This is a genomic window from Streptacidiphilus pinicola (genome assembly GCF_003258295.1).
Lineage (GTDB): Bacteria > Actinomycetota > Actinomycetes > Streptomycetales > Streptomycetaceae > Streptacidiphilus > Streptacidiphilus pinicola.
The window spans coordinates 1-22,276 of sequence record NZ_QKYN01000081.1 but is presented as its reverse complement, the minus strand read 5'-3'; the positions used below and the strand labels follow the sequence as shown (position 1 = coordinate 22,276).

General features: G+C 65.9%; 19 protein-coding genes and 2 pseudogenes. 19 read left to right on the top strand and 2 right to left on the bottom strand.

Translation table 11 applies throughout. The features are described 5' to 3' along the window. The first annotated feature begins 437 nt into the window (after nt 1-437). The 5 genes and pseudogenes from DN069_RS20910 to DN069_RS20890 all read left to right on the top strand — a co-directional run bounded on the left by DN069_RS20910 (nt 438) and on the right by DN069_RS20890 (nt 2,429). Entirely contained in the window at nt 438-638 is a 201-nt protein-coding gene (locus DN069_RS20910; RefSeq protein ID WP_111503036.1) for a hypothetical protein, read from the top strand. Next, nucleotides 638-1,315 (top strand): restriction endonuclease, encoded by a 678-nt coding sequence (locus DN069_RS20905; protein WP_111503034.1) that lies wholly within the window; start codon nt 638-640, stop codon nt 1,313-1,315. The genes DN069_RS20910 and DN069_RS20905 overlap by 1 nt, the downstream gene beginning before the upstream one ends. Nucleotides 1,316-1,438: 123 nt before the next feature. Further along, a pseudogene (locus DN069_RS42880) lies at nt 1,439-1,597 on the top strand (cold shock domain-containing protein); the annotation flags it as partial. 136 nt (nt 1,598-1,733) lie between these two features. Further along, nucleotides 1,734-1,970: a hypothetical protein gene (locus tag DN069_RS20895; protein WP_111503030.1), complete on the top strand. Its 237-nt coding sequence runs from the start codon at nt 1,734-1,736 to the stop codon at nt 1,968-1,970. Between the two features lie 165 nt (nt 1,971-2,135). Next, nucleotides 2,136-2,429 (top strand): hypothetical protein, encoded by a 294-nt coding sequence (locus DN069_RS20890; RefSeq protein ID WP_111503028.1) that lies wholly within the window; start codon nt 2,136-2,138, stop codon nt 2,427-2,429. Nucleotides 2,430-2,450: 21 nt separating this feature from the next. On the opposite strand, the gene DN069_RS40180 is transcribed toward DN069_RS20890, so the two are convergent. Then, nucleotides 2,451-2,921 carry a hypothetical protein gene (locus tag DN069_RS40180; protein WP_165845580.1) on the bottom strand — a complete coding sequence of 157 codons (471 nt, stop codon included), beginning with the start codon at nt 2,919-2,921 and terminating at the stop codon, nt 2,451-2,453. Nucleotides 2,922-3,667: 746 nt separating this feature from the next. Between DN069_RS40180 and DN069_RS40175 the strand changes: the two genes are divergently transcribed. The 5 genes from DN069_RS40175 (at nt 3,668) to DN069_RS20860 (ending at nt 7,430) form a co-directional block, all read left to right on the top strand. After that, nucleotides 3,668-3,877, top strand: coding sequence for a hypothetical protein (locus DN069_RS40175; protein ID WP_165845579.1), 210 nt, complete (start codon nt 3,668-3,670; stop codon nt 3,875-3,877). 71 nt (nt 3,878-3,948) lie between these two features. Continuing rightward, nucleotides 3,949-4,455 (top strand): MauE/DoxX family redox-associated membrane protein, encoded by a 507-nt coding sequence (locus DN069_RS20875; RefSeq protein ID WP_165845578.1) that lies wholly within the window; start codon nt 3,949-3,951, stop codon nt 4,453-4,455. Nucleotides 4,456-4,501: 46 nt separating this feature from the next. After that, complete coding sequence (locus tag DN069_RS20870; protein WP_111503022.1) at nt 4,502-5,053, top strand: TlpA family protein disulfide reductase; 552 nt, start codon at nt 4,502-4,504, stop codon at nt 5,051-5,053. Beyond that, a complete protein-coding gene (locus DN069_RS20865; protein WP_111503020.1) occupies nt 5,053-6,969 on the top strand; it encodes an ABC transporter ATP-binding protein in 1,917 nt (638 codons plus the stop codon). The genes DN069_RS20870 and DN069_RS20865 overlap by 1 nt, the downstream gene beginning before the upstream one ends. Then, complete coding sequence (locus DN069_RS20860) at nt 6,966-7,430, top strand: S26 family signal peptidase (protein ID WP_111503018.1); 465 nt, start codon at nt 6,966-6,968, stop codon at nt 7,428-7,430. Before DN069_RS20865 ends, DN069_RS20860 begins: the two co-directional genes overlap by 4 nt. Before the next feature lie 170 nt (nt 7,431-7,600). On the opposite strand, the pseudogene DN069_RS41740 reads toward DN069_RS20860, so the two are convergent. Continuing rightward, a pseudogene (locus tag DN069_RS41740) lies at nt 7,601-8,289 on the bottom strand (IS701 family transposase); the annotation flags it as partial. Between the two features lie 749 nt (nt 8,290-9,038). Between DN069_RS41740 and DN069_RS40165 the strand changes: the two are divergent. From DN069_RS40165 to DN069_RS20810, 9 genes are all read left to right on the top strand, one after another. After that, nucleotides 9,039-9,215, top strand: coding sequence for a hypothetical protein (locus DN069_RS40165; protein WP_165845575.1), 177 nt, complete (start codon nt 9,039-9,041; stop codon nt 9,213-9,215). Between the two features lie 72 nt (nt 9,216-9,287). Continuing rightward, nucleotides 9,288-9,437 carry a hypothetical protein gene (locus DN069_RS40160; RefSeq protein WP_165845574.1) on the top strand — a complete coding sequence of 50 codons (150 nt, stop codon included), beginning with the start codon at nt 9,288-9,290 and terminating at the stop codon, nt 9,435-9,437. 117 nt (nt 9,438-9,554) lie between these two features. Continuing rightward, nucleotides 9,555-10,379: a hypothetical protein gene (locus DN069_RS20845; protein WP_111503012.1), complete on the top strand. Its 825-nt coding sequence runs from the start codon at nt 9,555-9,557 to the stop codon at nt 10,377-10,379. Nucleotides 10,380-10,557: 178 nt separating this feature from the next. Further along, on the top strand, nt 10,558-11,397 hold the full coding sequence (locus DN069_RS20840) for an MbnB/TglH/ChrH family RiPP precursor modification enzyme (RefSeq protein WP_111503010.1): 840 nt from the start codon (nt 10,558-10,560) through the stop codon (nt 11,395-11,397). After that, on the top strand, nt 11,390-13,291 hold the full coding sequence (locus DN069_RS20835; protein WP_111503008.1) for an FAD/NAD(P)-binding protein: 1,902 nt from the start codon (nt 11,390-11,392) through the stop codon (nt 13,289-13,291). The genes DN069_RS20840 and DN069_RS20835 overlap by 8 nt, the downstream gene beginning before the upstream one ends. Before the next feature lie 15 nt (nt 13,292-13,306). Continuing rightward, entirely contained in the window at nt 13,307-13,936 is a 630-nt protein-coding gene (locus DN069_RS20830) for a 2OG-Fe(II) oxygenase (RefSeq protein ID WP_111503006.1), read from the top strand. Nucleotides 13,937-14,092: 156 nt separating this feature from the next. After that, nucleotides 14,093-15,715 (top strand): ABC transporter ATP-binding protein, encoded by a 1,623-nt coding sequence (locus DN069_RS20825; RefSeq protein WP_165845573.1) that lies wholly within the window; start codon nt 14,093-14,095, stop codon nt 15,713-15,715. After that, a complete protein-coding gene (locus DN069_RS20820; RefSeq protein ID WP_111503002.1) occupies nt 15,715-18,840 on the top strand; it encodes a lantibiotic dehydratase in 3,126 nt (1,041 codons plus the stop codon). The genes DN069_RS20825 and DN069_RS20820 overlap by 1 nt, the downstream gene beginning before the upstream one ends. 258 nt (nt 18,841-19,098) lie before the next feature. Then, nucleotides 19,099-22,245: an AfsR/SARP family transcriptional regulator gene (locus tag DN069_RS20810; RefSeq protein WP_111502998.1), complete on the top strand. Its 3,147-nt coding sequence runs from the start codon at nt 19,099-19,101 to the stop codon at nt 22,243-22,245. Nucleotides 22,246-22,276 lie beyond the last annotated feature (31 nt).

The window sequence follows — 22,276 nt, the reverse complement described above, 5'->3', positions numbered from 1 at the left end:
GCCAGAAATGTCGACGCGGGTAAGGCAGTTGGGGCTGTCGTTGCCAGCAGGCGCACGGGAGCGGTCCAGGCGAGCCTCCGCCGGGCGGCACCGCCATGAACGCGCCATTTCGACTGCCGAGGAGGTTGCCCCCGGGGCAACATCAGTTAGGCAGTGTCCTCTTTGTGCCACCTCGCGGAGGCAGTAGTGCTCGCTTGATCCCGGGTCGTGAGGCTGGGACTGCTGGCGGCTGTCCGAGCGTATTCGCAGGCCGGCGCCTTGCATACGGCGGTGCTGGTCCTGTGTCGGCTGAAGGACTGGGTGGCTTGGCTGATTGACGCCGACAAGGATGCCGGGGAAGCGACGGATCATCAGGTCCTGTCGGTGGCCCTTGCTACACCGGTTCCCAGAAGCAGCTCTGCGACGGGCAGATCTGCCGTCGAGGGAGGGGAACACTCATGGCACCCGAGGGATACCACCACGTTCGTGGGCACATCCGCCGCAACCCGCGCCCGCGGATGAGGAAGACCAGCGGCTGGGTGGTCGCCGCGGTCGTGGTCGGTGCCGTGTGGCTGTGGGGGCACGGCACGAGCAGCGCGTCGACCGGAACGGCTCCCACTCACCCCTCGTCCACGGCCAGCGTGGCGGCCAACCACTGATGGGCCGGCGATCACGTCGCTTCCGCGTGCGACCGCCCCGCAGGTTGCCGGAGTTCATCGCCTCGGCCGCCATCGCGCTGACCGCCCTCTCGTGGCTGGTCGACGCAGCACGGTGGTTCGCGACGTATGCGCTTCCCGTGCTCGCAGCCGTGGCTGCCCTGGCGGTGGTGGGTGCGGTCGTCGGGTGGCGGGTGGGGCGCGCGAAGCGGGCCGGCCAGCGCGAAAGGCTGGCGTTGCTTCGGTTCAGCCTGGCGCAGATCGACGCGATGGACGACAAGCAGTTCGAGTTCGCTCTGCGGGACCTGCTCATCCGCGACGGGATCCCGGCCCGCCAGGTCGGGCAGCAGGGCGACCAGGGCGCGGACGTGATCGGCCAGGACCCTCTGCGCGGACGCATCGTGCTGCAGGCCAAACACACCAAGGTCGGTGGCAAGGTCGGCGCCCAGGTGATGTACACCGTGAATGGCACGGCCGGTCCTGTCCACGGGGCCGCTGTAGCGGTCGTTGTCACCAACGGCTCCTTCACCCGGGATGCCAAGGCGTGGGGTGACAAGCACGGCGTGCACTGGGTCGACCGCGCGGCCCTCAATCGGTGGGCAGCCGACGGGACTGCGCTGCCGGAACTACTTCGCCTGCCGGTGCGCGGCCGCGTAAGGGCGCGCCTCAAGGCAGCATGAGCCCGCAACTCGGTGGCCCAGGGCGGCGAGAGGCTGAAGTAGGCTCTCGCTGCCGCGCTCCCGTCTCTCGGCCACGGCTTCAGTGTCGTCTACCACGACGGTGCGAGGCTTCGTTAAGCAGATGTGAGGAGCCGGTCAGGGGGCAGCCCGACCGGTCACTCCGATAGGCAGGTACGTCGGGGCAAGGTCACCGGCAACGGCTTCAAGGAGCTGCAGGAGGGCGAGCGGGTGACCTTCGACGTCGAGCAGGGCCAGAAGGGTCCGCAGGCCACGAACATCGTCCGCGGCTGGCACCAAGGCGGCCAGAACTACCAGGAGGCCCTGCCCATCACGGGCAGGGCCTTCGGCGTACCGTCCTGCGTATGAACGCTGACCGCCAGATGCCTGCCAGCTTCACCGAGCCGCCCGCGGACTCCGAGTGAGTGCCGAGCTTTGTCAGGCCTTCGACGAAGCTGGGGTACCGCGCGGCTACTACAACCGCTACGACCGGCCCCTCACCGACTGCACCTGGGCCATGTGGCCCGACGGCGACGGCTGGCACGTCTTCTACACCGAGCGCGGCATCCGGCACCCCGAGGCCCGCTTCGACGACGAGGCCGACGCCTGCCAGCAACTGTGGGAGTGGCTCGCCTGGGCCCGAAAGCCCAAGGGGTAGGCACTGCCGCCTGAGGCAGTGCGGCTCACCGCAGGTGCTGGTGGTAACAGCCCCGACCTTTCGGGCAGCCCGGATCAAACGGAATACCGCCTTGCGGTCGCCGCCGTTCGAGCCCGTATGATCGCTCGGCCACCTGCCTGACCTGGGCCTTCACCGGGGGATCCGATGTATCTGCTCCTGCACAATCTCGCGACCAACCGCTTCGCCCGTCTCGGCGCCGTGCTCGTGCTCGGCCTGGTCCTAGCCATCGTCATCGCGCTGAGCAGCCGGCACACCCACGCCCAGACGAAGACCACGGCCGTACCCGCCTGCGTCAGCCAGCCGGACACTGCAGCCACCCAGGACTGCGTGATCCAGTTGTTCAACTGGTGCAAGGTCAACGAGCCCACCGTGGAGGCGAGCAAGTGCGGCGCGGCTGTGCTCACCGAGGCCGCGATTCAGCGCGGACCGCGCGCTTAGCCGTGCTTGCAGCCGCTCGCGTCACCCCCAAGAGTGATCACCTCCGGGCAGTGTCAGTACGTCCTCGCCGTCATCCACCACGCCTGCCGCAGGATCCGGATCCTCGGCACCATCGCCCATCCGACCCATGCCTGGGTCACCCAGCCAACGCGGAACCTCCTGATGGATCTCGAGGACACCGGCCAGCTCGCCACAGTACGGTTGCTGATCCGCGTCCGTGACGCCAAGTACCCGGCCATCATGGATCCGGTTCTTCAAAGCGCCGGGAATGCCACTGTGCTGACGGGCGTCCAGGTGCCACGCACAAACGCGATCACGGAACGCTGGGTCAGGACGCTCCGGGGCGAACTCCTCGACCGGACCCTCATTTGCATCGAGGCCCACCTGCGTCGCGTTCTGCGGATCTACAACCAGCACCGTTCCCGCCGGGCGTTGGCCGGCGCCGGCCCTCCCCGCACGGCTCGAACCGCCCCAGGTCGAGCGCCTGGACATACGCCAACGCGACCGACTCGGCGTCCTCCACGAGTACGAGCATGTCGCTTGACCTGAACGGACAGGGATTTCGGCACCCACACCGTGCCGCCGCCGCGGGCTGCGACCACACTGCGACCACCAGGCGCGAAGACAACGAGAAGGCCGCTCCCACCTCTCGGTGGAAACGGCCTCCGACTTGCGAAAACGCTGGTCGGGACGACAGGATTTGAACCTGCGACCTTTTGATCCCCAGTCAGGTCTCCCTTTCCTTGGCCCAGTTCGGTATCGCTGGCCGAGTGCTCCCACTCAATAGGGGGCAGTTCGAGCCCCTTCGGACGGGCTTCAACCCCGTTACCGATGTGCCGCTCTGGGTCAGTTTGTGCTGGCAGGATGCGAACTGCTGCGGTTTCGTCGATGGTGAGGTGATCGTGATGCTCACCTGGTTCGGCCTCGGCCTGACGGACCCAGAGCCGAAGGGTGTCCTTGTAAATGCCCAGGTCGCGGGTGACGTGAGCCACCATGCGGCCGGCAGGGCGGACCACTGCGATCCGAGCGGATCAATTATGGCGAGATTGCGTGGCTGTTAGCGCGTGATTATTGGTCGCCGACAAGATCGTCCCAACGGCCAGGGCGCGGGGCGAGTCCTCTCCCGAGACGCCCTCGGCCGGGTATAGGGCGGGTTCCGCGAGGAGCCGATGCCGACTGAGAGTCTCCAGTCGGTCATCTCCGTCCACGTTCGATCAGACCGATTGAAGGAGCATCAAGTGACTGCATCCCTGATCAAGTTGGGCGACAAGATGCTGGCTCGGCTGGTGCCGGGCGCTGCGGCCAGCGGAGGCTGCGCCCCTGACGGCCAGACCAACTACTCGTGCAACCCTGCCACGGGCTACTTCGACGCCCAGTACTGCTACTACACAGGCGCGTGCAAGTACGTGTGCGGTGCGCAGTACCGGACCACCTGGCCCTGTATGTGACATGTCCGTTCGTCCTGCCTCGGGTGTTTCGACACCCGAGGCAGGGCAATTCCCTCACTCGGAGGCAGGCGGTGTTCTACCTTGTTCTGGCTTGTCGTTGCATTCTGGTTTCGGTTTTCGTGCTTTCGGCCGCCGGTAAGACCCGTCGGCCCGGACAATTCGTTTCGGCTGTGGGCACATTCAGGCTGCTCCCGGCCGCACTGGTGAGGCCGGCCGCATACGTCTTTCTTGCAGCCGAAATCGTCGCCGCGGGGTTGCTCTGCGTTCCCGCGACACTCTCGATCGGCTTTCTGCTGTCCGCGGCACTCCTGCTCGCCTTCACCGGCGCGATCGCCCAGGCGGTGGTCCGTGGACTGAACATCCCGTGTCCTTGCTTCGGCGTCTCCGTGGCCCCGGTCGGTCTGCGGCACATCGTTCGGGACGTGTTCCTGGTATTCGCAGCAGTGGTCGGCATCCTCGGCCCACAGCACGGGACCCTGGCGGCCGGTGGCATTGCCGTCTCACTCGGAGCTGCGGCCGTCGTCGTGCTGCTGGTCCGGTTCACCGACGAACTCGCCGAACTGTTCGACCCCCGTTGAGTCACCGGGGCGACGCCCCCAGCAAGTTGGAAAGCAGGTCTGCACCATGCCCTTCGTCGTTGCCGCGCTCGTTCTTCTCGGGGCCGTCACTCTTCTCAATCTCGCGTTGACCCTCGCGGTGATCAGACGACTCAAGGCCCAGTCGGAGGCATCGTTCGCCTCCGCGCCGAACCTGGCTCCCGCGCCGGGGCCCTCGGCCGACGTGCAGGTTGGAACCGTGGTGCCGGCCTTCTCCGTTCGCGACCTGAGCGACGGCGAGGTGAAGAACACGCCGCAGAATGGGACGACCCTGTTCGCCTTCTTCAGCGTCGACTGCCGCGCTTGCTGGATGAACCTCGACCGATTCCTGGCGTACGCCCGCTCCTGTGGCCTCCCCCCGGAGCAGATGGTCTCGGTCGTCGTCGGCGACGCCTCACGAAAGCAGGACCAGATCCGGGAGATCGCAAGCGTCAGCCGGGTGGTGAGCGAGCCGACCGGGGGGACGGTTTCCTCGGCCTTCGGCGTCCATGTCTATCCGGTCTATGCACTGGTCGACACGGAGGGCGTGCTCGTCCACCTGTCCGGATTCGCGGAGCTTCCCCAGACAGTCGGCGTCTGATGACGGTCATCCGCCCTGCACTCTCCGGCGCTTCAACGCCTTCCCAGGCCGAGCCCGACGGTACCGGCGTACGGGAGCTTGCCTTCCGTGGCTTCACGGCCGTGTCGCTCGCCTGGCGCGCGGCGCCTTGGTTGGCGACGGGCTACCTCGCCGCCACTGTCATGGCGGGTGTGGTCCCCACCGCGGTTGCCTGGCTCACCAAGCTGCTGCTCGACACGCTGGCGGCCGGGGGAGCCTCGAACTCCGGGGCCGGCGCGGTGGGCTTGGCGGCCGGGATCGGGGCAGCGGGCATCCTCGCTGCCGTGCTGCCCTCCTACGCGTCGTATGCGCAGACTCAGCTGCAACGTACGGTCATGGCGCGCGTCAGCGACGAACTCTTCGGTGTCGTCAATACGTTCGACGGGCTGGCGAGGTTCGAGAACCCCGAGTTCCTGGACCGCCTGCGCCTTGCCCAGCAGGCGGGGGTGGCTGCACCGGAGCGCGTGCTGACCAACTCGTTCCGCACCGTCCAGAGCCTGGTGACGATCACGGGTCTGGTGGGCACGCTGGTGGTGATCAGTCCCTGGATGGCTCTGGTGGTGGCCGCTGCGGCCGTTCCGGGCATGATCTCCCAGATCCGGACCAGTCGGCGACGGGCCGCAATGATGTGGTCGACCACAGGGACGTCGCGTCGCCAGCTCGCCTACGCGATGTTGATGACCGATCAGCATGCTGTGCAGGAGATCCGCCTGTTCGGGCTGGGCGACTTCCTGCGGGGGCGAATGATGCGTCATCTCGGGCAGGCCAACAACGCCGCCCGGGAAGTGGACAGAGCCCAGCTGCGCGTACAGTTCCCGCTCGCGTTGATCGGCGCGGTGGTCAGCGGTGTCGGTCTGGCCTGGGCGGTGTCGCAGGCAGCGACTGGGAGACTGAGCCTCGGTGACATCTCCGTCTTCGTGGCATCCACGGCCGGAGTGCAGAGCGCGCTGGCCGGCACGGCCTCGAGCCTCGCCGACGCGTACCAGTCCCTGCTGGTCTTCGGTCACTACATCAGCGTCGTCGAGACACCGTCGGATCTGCCCCGGGCCGTCGAGCCGGTCCCGGTCGCACCGTTGGCCGACACCGTGAGCCTGCGTGATGTGTGGTTCCGGTATCACGAGAACGGCCCGTGGGTCCTCCGCGGCGTCGACCTGGAGGTGCCCAGGGGCGCCTCTGTTGCGATCGTCGGCGAGAACGGGGCTGGCAAGAGCACCCTGGTGAAGCTGCTGTGCCGGTTCTACGACCCTTCGCGGGGCGAGATCAGGTGGGACGGCGTCGATTACCGCCGTCTGGACGTCACGGAACTGCGGGATCACATGAGTGCCGTTTTTCAGGACTACATGGAGTACGACCTGACGGCGGCGGAGAACATCGGCCTCGGGGACCTGGCGGTGATCGAGCAGCGTCCGGAGATCGAGAGGGCCGCCCAGCAGGCGGAGATCCACGACCGGTTGGCGGCACTGCCTCGCGGCTACGACACCATGCTGTCCCGCGTGTTCTTCCCCGGCGTCGCGCCGGGTGATCCGGATGTTGGCGTGCGGCTGTCGGGTGGTCAGTGGCAGCGCGTCGCCTTGGCGCGCGGGCTCCTGCGCCGCGGTCGTGATCTGTTGATCCTCGACGAGCCCGGAGCGGGACTGGATGCGGAGGCGGAGCAGGAGGTCCACAAGAAGTTGCGCGGCATGCGGGACGGATCCACCAGCATCCTGATCTCCCACCGTTTGAACACGGTGCGCGATGCCGATCTGATCGTGGTCCTCGACGAGGGCCGCATCTCCGAGCGCGGCACGCATGCGGAGCTGATGGCCCTGGGCGGCCGCTATGCGCGGCTGTTCTCAATCCAGGCAAACGGATATCTGGAGCCGGACACCGCTCCCTCCGTGGCGGAGGCGCGCCGATGACCACGCTTCTGGCGGTCGGGATGGCTCTTGTGGTCGCTGGATGTCTTCTCCTCGGGCTCCGGCGGCTCCGCCGTCGGCTCGTGGTCATCACCGTGCAGGGCATGAGTATGAGTCCGTCCTTTGTGCACGGCGAGAGGGTCCTGATACGGCGCGGAGACCCGACCCGGCTCTGCACCGGCGAGGTCGTGGTCCTCGAACATCCGGACTCGGCGACCCAGGGAGAGGCGACCGGGGCCGGCCCGCAGCCGGGGGGCCGCAACTGGTTCATCAAACGCGTCGCGGCCGTCGCCGGCGAACCAGTCCCTGCATCCGTCGTCCGCTTGAACAGCATGCCGGGCGGGTCGATCGTTGCGCCCGGCGAGGTCGTCGTGCTGGGCGAACATCCGCACAGCGAGGATTCGAAGCAGTGGGGCAGCGTTCCTCTCGACCTCGTCCTGGGCGCCGTCGTGCGGAAGCTCTAAAGGGGGAGGCATCGAACTGTTCGGCCAGCTAGTAGGACTCCGTCAGGTCTGTTTGGATCTTGTTGTGACTGGGTGTCTGCGTTGCATGGGCAGGAGGCGGTGGCAGGTGGCGCAGATGCCGGTCCAGCAGTTCAGCAGGTCCTGGATGATGTCCAGGACCTGGTAGAACGTCAGGCCGGCGTCGGGGCTTTTGGGTGCAGCCGGTGCAAGGTGAGGAAGGCGTGGGCGGCGGTGGCGAGCGTGACGTGGTGGTGCATCCGCGCCAGGCGCGTCCTTCGAAGTGGTCCGGACCCAGGCCGTGTTTGAGCTCGCGATAGTCGTGCTCGATCCGCCAGCGGATCTTCGCCAGCCGCACCTGCTCGGCCTGGTCGGGCCACTCGACCAGCAGCCATTGCACGGGCAGCACCCCGTCCCCATTGCCGTCGCGCTCGACGGCGGCCTGCCGGGTCAGGAGCCTGACTCGCTTCGCGGCCGGGCAGACCCGCAGCGCCAGGAAGCGTGAACGCATCGGCCCGCGTGAGCCCGGACACCAGGTCACCTCGGTGAGCGCCCCACGTCCCCCGCGTGGGCCAGCGCTGTGATTCGCTGCGGGGTCTCGCGGTAGCGGGGCTGCGGCCTGCATCCGTTGCCCTTCCAGGGCGGGGCGGAGGGTTCGAAAGTCTCGGGGTGCGCGGTCAGGTCACCGCGGACCGAGACCACATGGGCCAGGTCCCAGTCGGCCAATCCCGCGCGGAACTCCGCGTTCTGGCCGTAGCCTTCGTCGGCCGCCAGTACCGGCGGCGTCTGGCCCCACCCGTTCAGTTGGTCGATCACGTCCAGGGCCAGCCGCCACTTCCCGGTGCCCCACGTCCTCCGGGAGCCGGTCACCAACGGCGTACCGCTCACCGTGGTGTCCAAGATCCTGCGCCATGCCACCCTGTCCACGACCGCGAACATCTACGCCCACCTCACGGCCCAGGCCGCCTCGACACCATCGACAACACCCTGGACCGGGCCGAGCGTGCCGTCCTGGCGCCCGTTGTCGCGCTTCATTCGATGCTGCGACCGCACTGCGACCACCGGGTGCGAGCACAATGAAAGGCCGTCCCCACCTCTCGGTGGACACGGCCTACGACCTGCGAAAACGCGGTCGGGACGACAGGATTTGAACCTGCGACCCCTTGACTGTCAGATCTCTCGCCGAGTGCTCCCATGCAATAGGGGGCAGTTCGAGCCATTTCGTCCGAGCTTCAACCCCGTTACTTATGCGACGCTCTGGGTCATTTGTGGTGGTTCGGTCTCGGCCTGACGGGCCCAGAGCCGAAGGGTGTCCTTGAGGATGCCCAGGTCGTGGGCGACGTGAGCCACCATGCGGCCGTTAAGGCGGACCACTGCGATCCGAGCGGATCAATTATGGCGAGATTGCGTGGCTGTTAGCGCCTGATTATCGGTCGCCGACAAGATCGGCCCAACGGCTGGGCGCGGGGCGAGTCGAGAAGGCGACATCCATTCGCCGGCGGTGGCTCCGTTCGCCAGTCGATGAATGAGTTGTAGAGCAGCCGGCGCTCTCTGAAAGTCAGAAACCTGATGCATCCAACAAATGCTGGATGCCTCGTCTCAGGAGGAATCATGACCATCATGCTCGAAGAGCTGGCCGTCCCCGCCGTCGACGACCTCGACTCCGAGTTCATCGACGAGTGGAACATCGACACGGCCGAGCTCGAGGTGCTGGACCACACCTACCCCGGCTGCGGTGGATGCAGCGGCCTCTGCAGCGGGGTTGGCGGCCGCCCCTGCTCCGGCTGAACGAAGCGTCATTCCACAGAAGTTCCAGGGGCGGAGTCGCTTGGAACTTGATGCCTCGTCTCAAGAGGAATCATGACCATCATGCTGGAAGAGCTGGCCGTCCCCGCCGTCGACGACCTCGACTCCGAGTTCATCGACGAGTGGAATATCGACACGGCCGAGCTCTACCCCGTCTGCAGTGGTGAGACCTCTAACGGCTGCGGTCGCCCCTGCTCCGGGTGATGAATGATTCGCCCCACTGAATTCCGGTATGTAGGCGGAGGCGGGGTCTTGGCTCGTTCTCGCACGACATGTGCGGGCCAACCCCGCCTTCGCATACCCTGAAGGGCCTTGACTTAAATGTCCCTGGCACAAGCTCAGACCGTCTTGCTGAAACTTTATCTCGACAAGGGATACCGACTCGCCCATAGGAGCGACCCTGCCCTCTTCGCGGAGCGGATGGGGCTGGACGGCACGCATGCCGGGATGGTGTCGGCTCTCTCCCCGGACGAACTCGACGACTTCGCCACCACGTTGGTGGGAAAACGTTGGCGGCTCATGAAACCCAGGACTCCCAAAGCCTGCGAGTGGATAGAGAATAACGATCCCGGACTTGTCGCTGAATTCGCGGAGCGATATCCGATGCGCCCGGGCGCGCCAAGCGAGTCGCAGAGCCTCGACCTTGTCGCGTTCCTGCGAGACTGTGCAGATTTCGATCCGGAGATCCCGGGAAGCCTCGCGGATGTAGCGGAGTTCGAGCTGATGCTCGGCCGGGCGCGCGTTATCGGTCATGGACTCCCCGTGGACCGCAGCGAGGTGACTCCCGGGCAGAGCGGGCTGCACTCGGAGTTCGCTTGGGATTCGTTGGTCTGGGTCCCTCGGCGGACTGCTTTCGCGAGATTCTCGCACGATGTTGTCGGTGTCGTTTCCGGCTCTTCGCCGATTGACTCTCCGGAGATGCCACAAGGGGTGGTCGTGAGTGCCCGGGCCAATGGCGTGATGCCGAGGGTGCTACGGGTTCCCGATTCGACTCTGCAGATTCTCGAATCGATTCAGGAGCCGACCGTCGCAGAGAGGATCGCGGGCGCGACAGGTCTCTCGCCAGTCAACATCCGAAGGACTCTCGTCAAGCTGTCGGACTCGGAGGTCATCGACAGCGCCTACATCGGACCGCCTCGGGACTGAGGGTGTGGAAAGGACAAGGGATGCAGGAGGAAGACATGGTGGACGTCAGCGTGCAACTGCATCACAGCGAGCCGTCGGCCGCCGGCGGATGTGAGGCCTGTCGAGCTTGCGGCGTCTGGAAGCTCAGTGCGCTACGGAGCCGTTCCGCGGCAGTCGACCCGAACGATTTGGACTGAAGATGAGTCAGCAAACCCCTGTCATCCCGGCCTATGGAGTGGGGATCGGGTACCGGATCCCGCTGGCTCAAGAGATCGACAGCCATGCCGACGCCCTTGACGTGGTGGAGCTTCTCGCAGAGCAGTGGTTCGGAAACGAGAAGGAGCTGTCGCGTGTCTGCGAGACGCATCGAACCGTCCTTCACGGCGTCGGGCTGTCCGTGGCCTCCGCAGGCGGCGTGAGCACGAGGCACCTGCGGGATCTGCGGAACCTCGTGGACCTGACGGAGGCCACGTACGTGAGTGAGCATTTGGCCCTCACCCGAGTGCCCGGACTCGACTCCGGACATCTTTGTCCCGTCCCGATCGACGACGAGAGTCTGCGCTGCTGCACACGGAACGTCCTGAGAGTCCAGGAGGATCTCGGCGTCCCGCTCGCACTGGAGAACATCACATTCAGCGTCGGTCTCTCGCGCGACCCGATCGCCGGCGCCGAGTTCCTGGCCGACCTTGCTCGGGCTACAGGCTGTCTCATCCTCTTGGACGTCGCAAACCTCTATATTAATTCGGCGAACCACGGCTTCGACGTGGTTTGTTATCTCGACCGGCTCCCCCTCGACCGGGTTGCCCAGATCCATCTGGCCGGTGGCACCGTCAGTCCGACGGGAAAGCTGATCGACAGCCACTCCGAAGCGATCGAGCAGCAGGTTTGGGACCTTTCCGTGGAGGTGGCGCGGCGAACCAGGCCATCCGCAGTGATCATCGAGCACGACGCGAACTTCCCGGCCCTGTCGGAGTTGATTAGCGAAGTCGACCAGGCGCGTGCAATATTCTTTCCTGCCAAGGTAGCAGGCAGTGTCTGAAGCCACCGTTATCTGCATTGTGGGGGCAGGCCCCATGGGCTCGTCCGTCCTCGAGCGGATCTGTTCCGGTGCAGCCGTCCGACGCGACTGGACCGGGAAGCGCTTGGATATCCACATTGTGGATCCGTATGTCGTGGAGGGTGGCAGCATCTGGCGGTCCAGCCAGGACCGCAATCTCTGGATGAACACACTCCCTGACAGCGTCGGTCTTTTCACAGACGAAACCGTTGAATGTGATGGTCCGATCAATCCTGGCCCTACTCTGTGGCAGTGGATAGAGGCCAGCAGGGAGGCCGACCGAGCTTCCGACCAGGCACGCGAGAAGTCCAGGGTGTCGAAGCGGGACAGGTGGCCCGCGCGATTCCTCATGGGCGAGTACATCACCTGGTTCAGGGCGCGGGCTGCGCAGACGGCTCCTGACTGGGTCCGTGTCATTGAGCATCGTGCAAAGGTTCTGGATATCACCCGCGGCCATTCTCCCGGTAGGCCAGAGCACGTCTGGCTGAGTGGTCGCAAGTCGCCCTTGGAATGCGATCGCGTGGTGCTGGCGCAGGGAAACCTTCCCGTGCTTCCTGACGGGAACGAGTTGGCGATGTGTGCGCAGGCCAGCAACCTGGGCGCCTCCTATGTCCACCCGAGGCACGTGGTCGACGAGTCCTTCGATCATGTGCGGGCCGGGGCGAGCCTGCTCCTGCGTGGGCTGGGTCTGTCGTTCATTGACCAGGTCCAGGTTCTTACCGTCGGACGCGGGGGAAAGTTCGTTCGAACCCCGGAAGGTCGATTGACTTACGCCCCGTCCGGGAGAGAGCCGCGGTTGTTCGCGACATCGCGAAGCGGTGTCCCCTTGGGGCCGGTACCGGTCTACAAATTCGATCGTCCACCGCTGTTGCCGGACAACATGGCTGTGACCGATAAAGCGGTGCGTGCGGCTTTGGGAGAGCCGGCAACGGCTTTCGAGAGGCTGACTCTCCTTATCGTCGCGGAGATCGAGCTCTCATACCTTCGGGAGATCAGTTCCCTCGCAGGCGCGTCCGAGTCAGCATGGCAGAGCCAGGCCGACTCCTACCTGCTGCAGATGCGCGAGACAGGGGAGCTCCCTGATACGCCGACATGCCCCCGGGTGAACGACGAGCCTTTTACGCCACGGAGCTTCGACAAGCCGATGGCGGGCCAGTCGTTCGAGAGCACAGCTGCGCTGCAGGATTGGATGATCGACTACATCAGCGGATCGATCAAAAGGGTGCTCAGTCCGGCCTCCAGTCCGCAACGCGCCATGCTCCGGGCCCTGTCCCGATCCGAAGCCGTCCTGCGCCGGCATTACCTTCAGAGTCAGGGCGAGGCCGCGCCGTTGGTCCGTAGCCTGCAGGATTTGCGGCACAAGCGACAGATCATGGCGGGTGGGCCACCTTGGCCGCGCCTGGAACAGCTCATCGCCCTGTGTCGTGCAGGTGTTCTGACCTTCCTCGGTCCGTCCGACGCCTTCGAATTCGTGCCGGAAGCCGGAATGCCATTCCGTCTCACTCCATCGGCGCTGGGGAGATCCTTTGGCTTCCTCCACGCCGTTGAATCAAGGATTCCCGCTCCCGGCGTCGAAAATGCTGACGACTCCCTGCGTTCGAGGATGTGGGAGCGCGGCGAGATAATCGACCGCAGTTTCTGGCGAACCGGCAGCACAGGAAGAGCAGGGCTTCAGTACCTGACCACGAACGGTGACGGCAACCCCTTGTCGGCCACTGGGGAGTACATCCTCACCCGGCACGTCGTGGGGGGGAATACCTCGGTGGTCGTGCCCCCCGGACTGCCGAGGGTGAGAACCAATTCAGGGGTCCTCCGTTTCACAGATCGAGTGGCGCAGGCGCTCCTGCGGTCGCTCGAGGACCCGACGTCAGAGTAGAGGATAGGTGCGGTTGTGAAGGCGACATTTCAGAACGAACTTTTCGCGGTCTTTGACGATTTCCTCTCCCGAGACGCCCTCGACCAGGTATGGAACGGGTTCCGCGAGGAGCCGATGCAGTACGTCAAGTCGCGCGCAGCGGTCCGCGTTTTCCGCCCCCTCGATGGTGAACCGCTGGCCGGTAAACCGATCTTCAATGCACCGCGCAGCAGCGGTGGCGACGTTCCGCTTTATCCGAGTGGGCGGCCGATCGATGCGGTGGTTGAGGCCATCGAAGGCGCAGCGGGGACTTTCGAGCCGTGGGTCGGGCGTAAGGGAACCGATTGGACGTGCTTTTCGGCCACGCCGTTCATGTACCCCATGGGATCCGGGCTCAGCTGGCACAGGGACAGCCGGGATCGAACCGGCTCCTTCGTCGCGTACGTCCACCCGGAGTGGCGTGACTCATGGGGTGCGGAGTTGCTGGTCGAGTCCGCAGCGGCGGAAGGCGGTTCCGCGGCGAACGCCGGATGGGGTCAGTACGTGACTCCGATGCCGAACCGCTTGGTCGTCATCTCCTCCCAGGCCCGTCACGCGATCAAGAAGGTCGACCTTCAGGCCGGGGAGAACTGCAGGGCATCGATCGCCGGATTCTTCCAGAAGTAGTGGGCGAGATTCCGACCAGTGGAGGTCTTCATGAGGGTGGTACGGCGACGGCTCGGACGGCGGGGGCCGGATTCTGAGTCGCCGACAGCGGTTTCGGTACCGTGGCGACGGCTCGCTGCACGGTTCCGGCCACAGCGACGGCGTCTGCTGCTGTCCTTGCTTCTGGCGCTTCTTGGCGTCGTGCTTGGCGTGGCCAACCCGTTGCTGTTGCAGCGGATCATCGACACGGCGCTGGTCAAGCACCACCCCCTCGAGCTGTCGCTGCTGTGCGGAATCATGTTGTTTGCCGTGGTCGCCGGCGGCCTCCTACTGATCGGCCAGGCCGTGCTGAACCAGCGCCTGGGACAGGAGTTGGTGCATGCCCTGCGCATGGAGGTGCATGACGCGGCACAGCAACGTTCTGTCGAAGACCTGAGTCGGGGCCCTGTTTCGGACGTTCAGGCACTCCTCTCCAATGACATCGGAGCCGTGAGTGACGTTCTCACTTTCGCGGTCCAGGCGTGTGTGACCGCGGGCACGACGCTGGTGGCCTCGACGATAGCCATGATCACTATGAGCTGGCAGATCACGGTCTTCTCGGTTGTGCTCTCCATCCTCCTCAACGTCCTCAACAACCGCTACGCACGCAGGCGCGCGATGCTCTCGCGTGCTCAGCACGGCCGATTGGCGGCCCTCCTCCAGACAGCCGCGGAGAACGTATCCTTGTCCGGTGCCCTCCTCGGGCGGACCATGGCTCGCGAAGCGTGGCAGCGTGAGCGCTTCGAGGCCTTGTCCGAGGATGTTCGCGAGCAGACGGTGGCGCTGCGACTCGCAGGACGCACGAGCCTGGCGGTCATCAACATCGCCCTCGGTGCCATACCGGTCTTCGCGTACTGGGCCGCTGGAACGGTACTGCCGGGGCTGTCGATCGGCTCCGTGATAGCCCTGACCGTCCTGCAGTCCCGGATCTCGATGCCCGTGCAGCAGCTTCTGCAGACCGCTTCCGATATCCAGATGACCGCCGGCCCCTTCGCGCGGATCTTCGGGTACCTCGACGGTGCCAACCGGTCCAGGCCAGTCCCGGTGACCACGAAACGGGCGGTGTCGGCCCTGGACGCGGTTTCGCTGGAGGGTGTCTCGTACCGATACCCGGACAGCAGCACCCCTGTGATTGATGCGCTCAGCGTTGAAGTGCCGGGAGGCTCCACGTTGTTCGTGGTCGGGGACTCCGGAGTCGGTAAGAGTACTCTGGCGCTATTGGTGAGCGGACTGATCAAGCCACTCGTCGGAGACGTGCGGGTCGGATGTCACGGCAAGACGTACGCCGCTTCGGCCGAGTTCGCCGTGCTGGTCTCGCAGGATCCTGCGCTGATCAATTCGTCGATCGGAGAGAACCTCAGGCTCGCCCGCGGCAGTGTGTCCGACGCGGAACTCTGGAGTGCCCTGGCCCTGGCCTGCCTGGACGACTTCGTCCAAGGGCTGCCGGAGGGGCTGGACACGCCGGTGGGCGAAGACGGAGCACTCCTGTCGAGTGGCCAGCGGCAGCGGCTCTCGCTCGCCCGTGCTGTCCTCGTCAACCCGCCGCTGCTGGTGATCGACGAGGGCCTGAATGCCGTCCCGCTGGAGCTGGAACAGCAGATCTACGAAAACCTGCGGGCGTGGTCACCGGAGAAGACCCTTGTCTTCGTTTCGCACAGGCTGCCGAGGCTGCGCGGAGACGAACTCGTCTGGCGGCTGTTGCCGGAGGGGGGTGTTGCTCTGACTGATGGCAACGCCGACTCGCGAAAGGTCCGGATCTGATGAGCGAACAACCGATGTTCACTGCCGGACATGGGTTGCTGCGCGTTGCCTTGTTGCCGAGGAACCGCACCGTCGACACGGAGAAGCCGGTTGACCTGACCGACGAGCCGTCCATGCTCGCCTATCTCGCAGCTCTCACTTCAGATCCCCTCCTCCGGGAGGCAGTCGATTTGGCCAGCCCGTCGCTCGGTCGCGCGTTCGATGTCGCGCTTGCCGGCGATCGCGTCTCGGTGCCCAAGCTGCGGAGTCTTGTGTTGTCGGCGTCCCGCTATGTGCTGCGGATGACCACGCGTGCCACCCCGTTTGGGTTGTTCAGTGGGGTCACCGTTGCCCGCTTCTCGGAAGAGCCGAGCAGCCCGCCCTCTCCCGAAGGTGCGTTCCGGGTCGTCAAGCCCGATACGGAGTGGCTCACGAACGTGGTGCGCGACTGCGAGATGGACCTGCCGATCCTTCAAGAACTGCGCGTGGTGACGAGCAATCTCGGGTACCAACGGGGTCATCGGTGGGTCATGCCGTACAGGGTGCAGAGTCGACGCGGCAGCCCCGAGGGCCGGCCCTGGATTACAGAGTCATCAGTACGGCTTACGCCGGCTGTACGCCATGCCCTGGTGAGCGCCCGCAGCCCGCTTCTCTTCCGTGACCTGGCACAGTGCGTTCAGAGCACTTTCCCTTCAGCATCATCGGCAACCGTCTCAAGTATTCTCCGGCAGCTTGTGGAGGGACAGTTCCTGCTCACCGAGCTGCAACCCCAGCCTGACGAGACGAAGCCGCTCGAGCACATCATTGGGGTCCTGGGTCGCGTCGGTGTGGCGTCTGCCGGAGGCGTTCTGGCGCGGCTGGAACAGGTTCAGCGGGAGCTGGACAGCTATGCCGCTTCTCCTCTGGGCGCTGGCCGCCGCCAACTTGCTGGGCTCAAGGCTCAGATGAGCGTGCTGGAGCCAACGCCGCACTCGGTTCGTGTCGATGTGGGCTTGGCTGACGAGGCGCATCTGCCCGCAGGTGTGGCTGCGGAGGCGGAACGGGCGGCATCGGTGCTGTGCCGCATGTCGCCTCCGAAGGAGGTGCTGCCCTCGCTTCGCAGCTATCACCAGGCCTTCCTTGAGCGCTACGGGGCTGACCTAGTGCCAGTCACGGACGTGCTCGACCCTGTAGCGGGACTCGGGGCTCCACAGGGGTACAAGTGGGCTCCCGGTCGCCTGGCCGACGTGCGCGGTGGGCAAAGCGTACCGACGGAGGCGACGTCGGTCCGAGAGACGGTTTTGCTTCGCATGGCCATGTCCGCCCTGAGGTCGGGCAGCCCGGAGGTCATCCTCGAGGATCGGGACGTTGAGGCGCTTGCACTTTCGCCCGCAGCAGTGCTGCCTCCGTCGATGGAACTCTTCGGTACCGTCGTTGCGGTGCCCGGCGACGGTGCCGCCGACGGAGAGTTCCGCCTTGTGCTCAATCCCCGCATGACCTCTCCGCTTGCCGGGGCGGCGGCCGGACGCTTCGTCCACATCGTTGGTGCAGAAGATGGTGCCGCAGGGTCGCTTGATCGTCATTTTCAGTGGAACGCGGGAAGCGACGCCCTGCGCGCCACTCTTGCCTATCGGTCACCCCGTCCGCGTACGGAGAGTCTGATGGCAGTTCCGGACGATCTTCCCTACAGGATCGCGATCGGGTGTTTCGCGGATGCCAGGGACCCTCGCATTCTTGCGCTGCACGACCTGGCGATTGGCGCGGACAGTGAACGACTGTTCGTGATGTCCAGGCGTCTTGGGAAGGAGGTCAGGCCCACCACCGTGCACCTGCAAAACCGCACCAACATGCCGCACGCGGCCAGACTCCTGCGGGAGATAGGCCTCTCAGGTAGCGGCCCGGGCAGTTCCTGGGACTGGGGATCCGCGAGGTCCGCGCCGTACCTGCCCCGTGTCCGGTATGGCCGTACGGTTCTGGCGCCGGCCCAGTGGCGAACGGACGAGGATTTCTTCAAGGACGAGGTGCTGACTGATTCTCAGTGGCATGAGCAGCTTCAGGAATGGCAGAAGCGCTGGCGTGTCCCCGGGCGGGTTCTGGCCGGAGTCGATGATCAGGTCATGGAACTGGATCTGAGTGTCGCCCTGCATGTTCGGCTGCTCCGAGAGGAAGTGCGGAGGCACTCGCGGGCCATCTTGTGCGAGACGTCCGAGGGCGCGGCAGGGGTGGACGGTGGACTTCATGCCAACGGCCAGTACGCGAGTGAGGTAGTGATCCCGCTGGCGACCCACGGAGCCGCGCAGTCGACGAGCGTCCGAAGGCGGCCCGTCGCGAGTATGAGTTGGTCTTCGGGCACCCGCTATCTCCCGGGTGGGGAGTGGCTCTACGCAAAGCTGTATGCGCCGCAGAGCATGCAGGATGACCTTCTCTCCGTTCAACTCGGCCAGTTTGCCGATCGCCTTCCTCGCGGAGTCGACCGATGGTTCTTCATTCGTTATCGGGATCCGGACCCGCACCTGCGCCTGCGATTCCACGGCGACCCGGAGCTGCTCCACCAAGTATTGCTTCCGGAATTGAAGGAATGGGCATCCGAGCTTACCGACCTGCGCCTTGCGGCTAGATTCGTACTCGACACCTACGAGCCCGAGACCGGACGGTACGGCGGGGTGGATTTGATGGGCGCGGCTGAGCGAGTGTTCCACGCGGACAGCGTCGCCACCCTCTCGCAGTTGGCGATGATGCGCCAAGGCATGCTTCGGGTGGACCGCTCGCTCCTCGTTGCCATGAACTACGTCGACATCGCGCGTCGATCCTGCCCCGGTGGCTCGTGGGCTTCATGGTGCATGGAGCAGTACGCTCCGGACGAGAGTCTCCACAGGAGCCTCAGACCGGAACGACAGGCCCTTCTCTCCCTATTGGGCAAGACCGGGGAACCGGGGGAGATGATGATTGAAGCCGGCACTGTCTTGACACCGGTGTGGGACAGACGAGGGAAGCTCCTGACTGCCTACCGCGACGATGCAGGGGGAAAGGCAGCCATCAGGAGCCTCCTGCATATGCACCACAACCGGTTCATCGGCATGGATCGCACGCATGAACGACGCGTCGAGGCCCTCGTTCGAGGAACTGCGCAGGCGCACCTGCGTCAACGACTCAGGCGGCGGGACTGAGTGCAGCGCTCACGACTTCTCCGTCGGAAAGGCCGAGGCTACCTCCGCGGCGAACTGTCTTGGATGCGTCAGAACCTCCTCGGCACGCACGTCGTCTCCGGCCTCACGATAGAAGACAAGGGCCTGGCCGAGGAGGTTTCCGCCTGCCGCGTAGTCGCAGGCTTCGCGCCGTATCTGGGTCGGGTCGTGCAGGCTGCCTGCCCCGCCGCTGGGCTGCTGACCTGCGGGCACGCGAGGCGCGTTTGGTAGCATCAAACGATGATGTTCAGGCTCCTGGGGCCTCTCCGGATTGAGGAGGGGGCGCCCGCCTTGGTCTCGTCTGTCAAGGTGCGGACGGTCCTTGCGGTCCTGCTGCTCAATGCCAACCGCACGGTCTCGAGCGACGCCCTCTACTCAGCCCTGTGGAGCGACGAACCGCCGACGAGTGCCCGCGCGTCGCTTCGCAACAATGTCGCAGCACTGCGTCGGCATCTCGGCGAACGAGGGCGACTGCGGGTGCGGTCGAGCGACTCCGGATACCTGATCCAGCTGGAGCCGGGTGAGCTTGACATCGAGGAGTTCGCCGCAGGTAGTAAGCGGGCCAGGGCGGCACGCCTGGCCGGGGACTGGGCCGGTGTCGTGGACGAGGCCACAGGGGCTCTGGCGCTGTGGCGGGGAGATCCGCTCGAGGATATCCCCGTAGGCGCCTGGTCCGAGCAGGCGATCGAGGGACTGCAGATCGCGCGCCTGGAGCTGCTGGAGTGGCGCTTCGATGCGGAGATCACCCTTGGGCGGCATCAGGGGCTGGTCGGCGAACTTGCCCACTGGGTTGAACTGCACCCGTTCCGGGAGGAACTCCAGCGTCAACTCATGCTCGCCCTGCACCGGAGCGGTCGCCGGGCGGATGCTCTGGATACCTACCAACGGCTGCGGCAGCGGCTGAGCGACGAACTCGGCATCGAGCCGACACCGGCCGTACAGCGGGCCTACCTCGACATCTTGCGTGACGGCTACCAGCCTGTTGGCTCGCTGACGCTGTCGGCCGGCGAAGACGCCCCCGCCTCGGTGGTACCACCGTCGGCACCCCCGGCCGAGAATGCTGCGGCACCTGCCCACCCCCGTGTTCGAACCACTCGTCGGCCGATTGCGGTGTCTTCGGGCCGGTCGGGCCGACTACCGGTCGACACCCGCGTGTTCACTGGTCGGACCGAGGAACTGAGCTGGTTGTTGCAACTGGGCCGTCGCGCCGCTGACGGCTCGGACTCCGGGATGGCCCTGATCGTCGGCATCGATGGCATGGGGGGAGTCGGCAAGTCAGCGCTCGCCGTCCATGCCGCCCACGAACTCAAGGGTGAGTTCCCTGACGGTCAGCTCTACATCGACCTGCACGGCCACACTCCAGGCGTCGAACCCCTGGCGGTGGCGGAGGCGCTCGGCCAGTTGCTGCGGTCGCTCGGGGTGGCCCCGGCACTGATACCCCGCGATCCGGAGGAACGGGCGGCGGCGTTCCAGGACAGGTTGGCCGGCACGCGCACGCTATTGGTGCTCGACAACGCCGCCGGCTTGGCCGAGATCCGACCTCTACTGCCGGGCAAGGCCGGCAGCCTGGTGCTGGTAACCAGCCGGCGTCGGCTGTCCGGGCTGGACGATGCCCATCTGCGCACACTGGAGCCCCTCCCCGACGCAGAAGCCCGGGCGCTGCTGTATGCCGTGGCCGGACCGGACCGAATCCCGCTGAACTCACCAGCTGTTACCGAGCTTGCCGCGTTGTGCGGCTCGATTCCGCTGGCGCTCCGTGTCGCCGCGTCCCGGCTGCGCAACCACCGTTCATTGCAGATCGAGGAGATCGTCGCGGAACTGCGGGACGAGGCCGGGCGCGCGGCCACCATTGACATGGTGTTCGCCTCCTCCTTGTCGGCCTTGCCCGCGTCGGAGCAGCGGCTCTTCAGGTTGCTTGGCCTGATCCCGGGGCCGGATTTCGACGCGACCGCCGTGTCGTGGCTGCTCGGCGACGACATCCGCAACGCGCGGTACCAACTGGAGTCGCTGCTCGACCACAACTTGCTGCAACAGCCCTCTGTCGGTCGATACCGCTTTCACGACCTGGCGCGCCTCTTTGCTCGTTCCCTCGCGACGTCCCTCGACGAGAAGCCGGGCACCGAAGCGGAGCCGGCACGCGCACGTCTCGTTGACTACTACCTCTACGCAGCCCAGGTGGCCGACCGGGTGCTGACCCGCCGGAACGTCCCGGAACCATGTCTCCCGCCCGCGCCGGAGCCGCTGCCCATACCTGACCTGCACGACGCCGAATCAGCTCAGTTCTGGTGGCGAGCAGAGTGGGCGAACCTCTGGGCCTGCGCCAACGACACCAAGACGATGCGCGGTCGGGCGGACGCTGTCGCCGGGTTCTCGACGGCCGTCGGCGCCTTCGCACTCCGTGAGGGCCACTGGCCTCAGGCTGCGGCCCTCCACCAGCAGGCCCTGGAGCGTGCACGCACGGGTGGAGACATCGAGGCGGAAGCCAGAGCATTGACGGAACTGGGCCGAACCCGGCTCACCCAGGGCGCTGTCAGGACCGCACGGGAACTGCACGAGCAGGCACTTCCTCTGTACCGGGACCGGGGGGACCGCTTCGGCGAGGCTGACTCCCTGTGGGAGCTCGGACGCGCCAGCCACATGGGCAACGACCACGAGGCTGCTGCAGCGCTTCACCAGCAGGCGCTTGCGATCTACCGCGAGCTGGGCAGCATACGAGGCGAAGCCAATGCGCTGTGGGCCCTAGGGCGCTCATTGCGGATGCGTGGCGAGCTCGACAGCGCGGCCGAGCACGGTCGGCAGGCACTCCTCCACTACCGGCGCATCGGCGACCGGCAGGGCATTGCGAACGGACTGTGGGACCTGGGCCGAGTAGCCGACCTCCGGGGTGACTTCGAGGAGTCCGTGCAATTGCTGGAAGAGGTTCTGGGCCTCTACGAGGAACTGGGCAGCCGCGTCGGAGAGGCCAATGCGCTCAGCTGCCTCGGGCGCGCCCTGCGGCGCATGGGCAAGCTGGACGATGCCGCGAAGCGACTCGAGGCTTCGTTGGTCCTGTATGAGGAGCTCAGCGAACCACACGGGCTCACCCTCTCACGGCACGACCTCGGGCTCGTTCGCTGGGGGCAGGGCGATCTGGAGGACGCGACCCGCCTGCTGACACTCGTGAGCGATACCTATCGGACCTACCGCGAGCCGGTCGGCGCCTCGCGCAGTCTGCACGAGCTCGCGCAGGTCCGGCGCGACGCGAACGACTACGCAGCAAGCGCCCGTTTGCTGGTGGAGGCTCTTGACCACTCTCGTGAAGCCGGCGACACGGAGCGCACAGCCGAGGTCCTCCGCCACGCGAAGCAGTTCGCCGCCGAGGCCGCTGCCGCATTCCCGACCGCGTGATCGCGCGGCGCTAGTGCTCTGACCGGAAAGG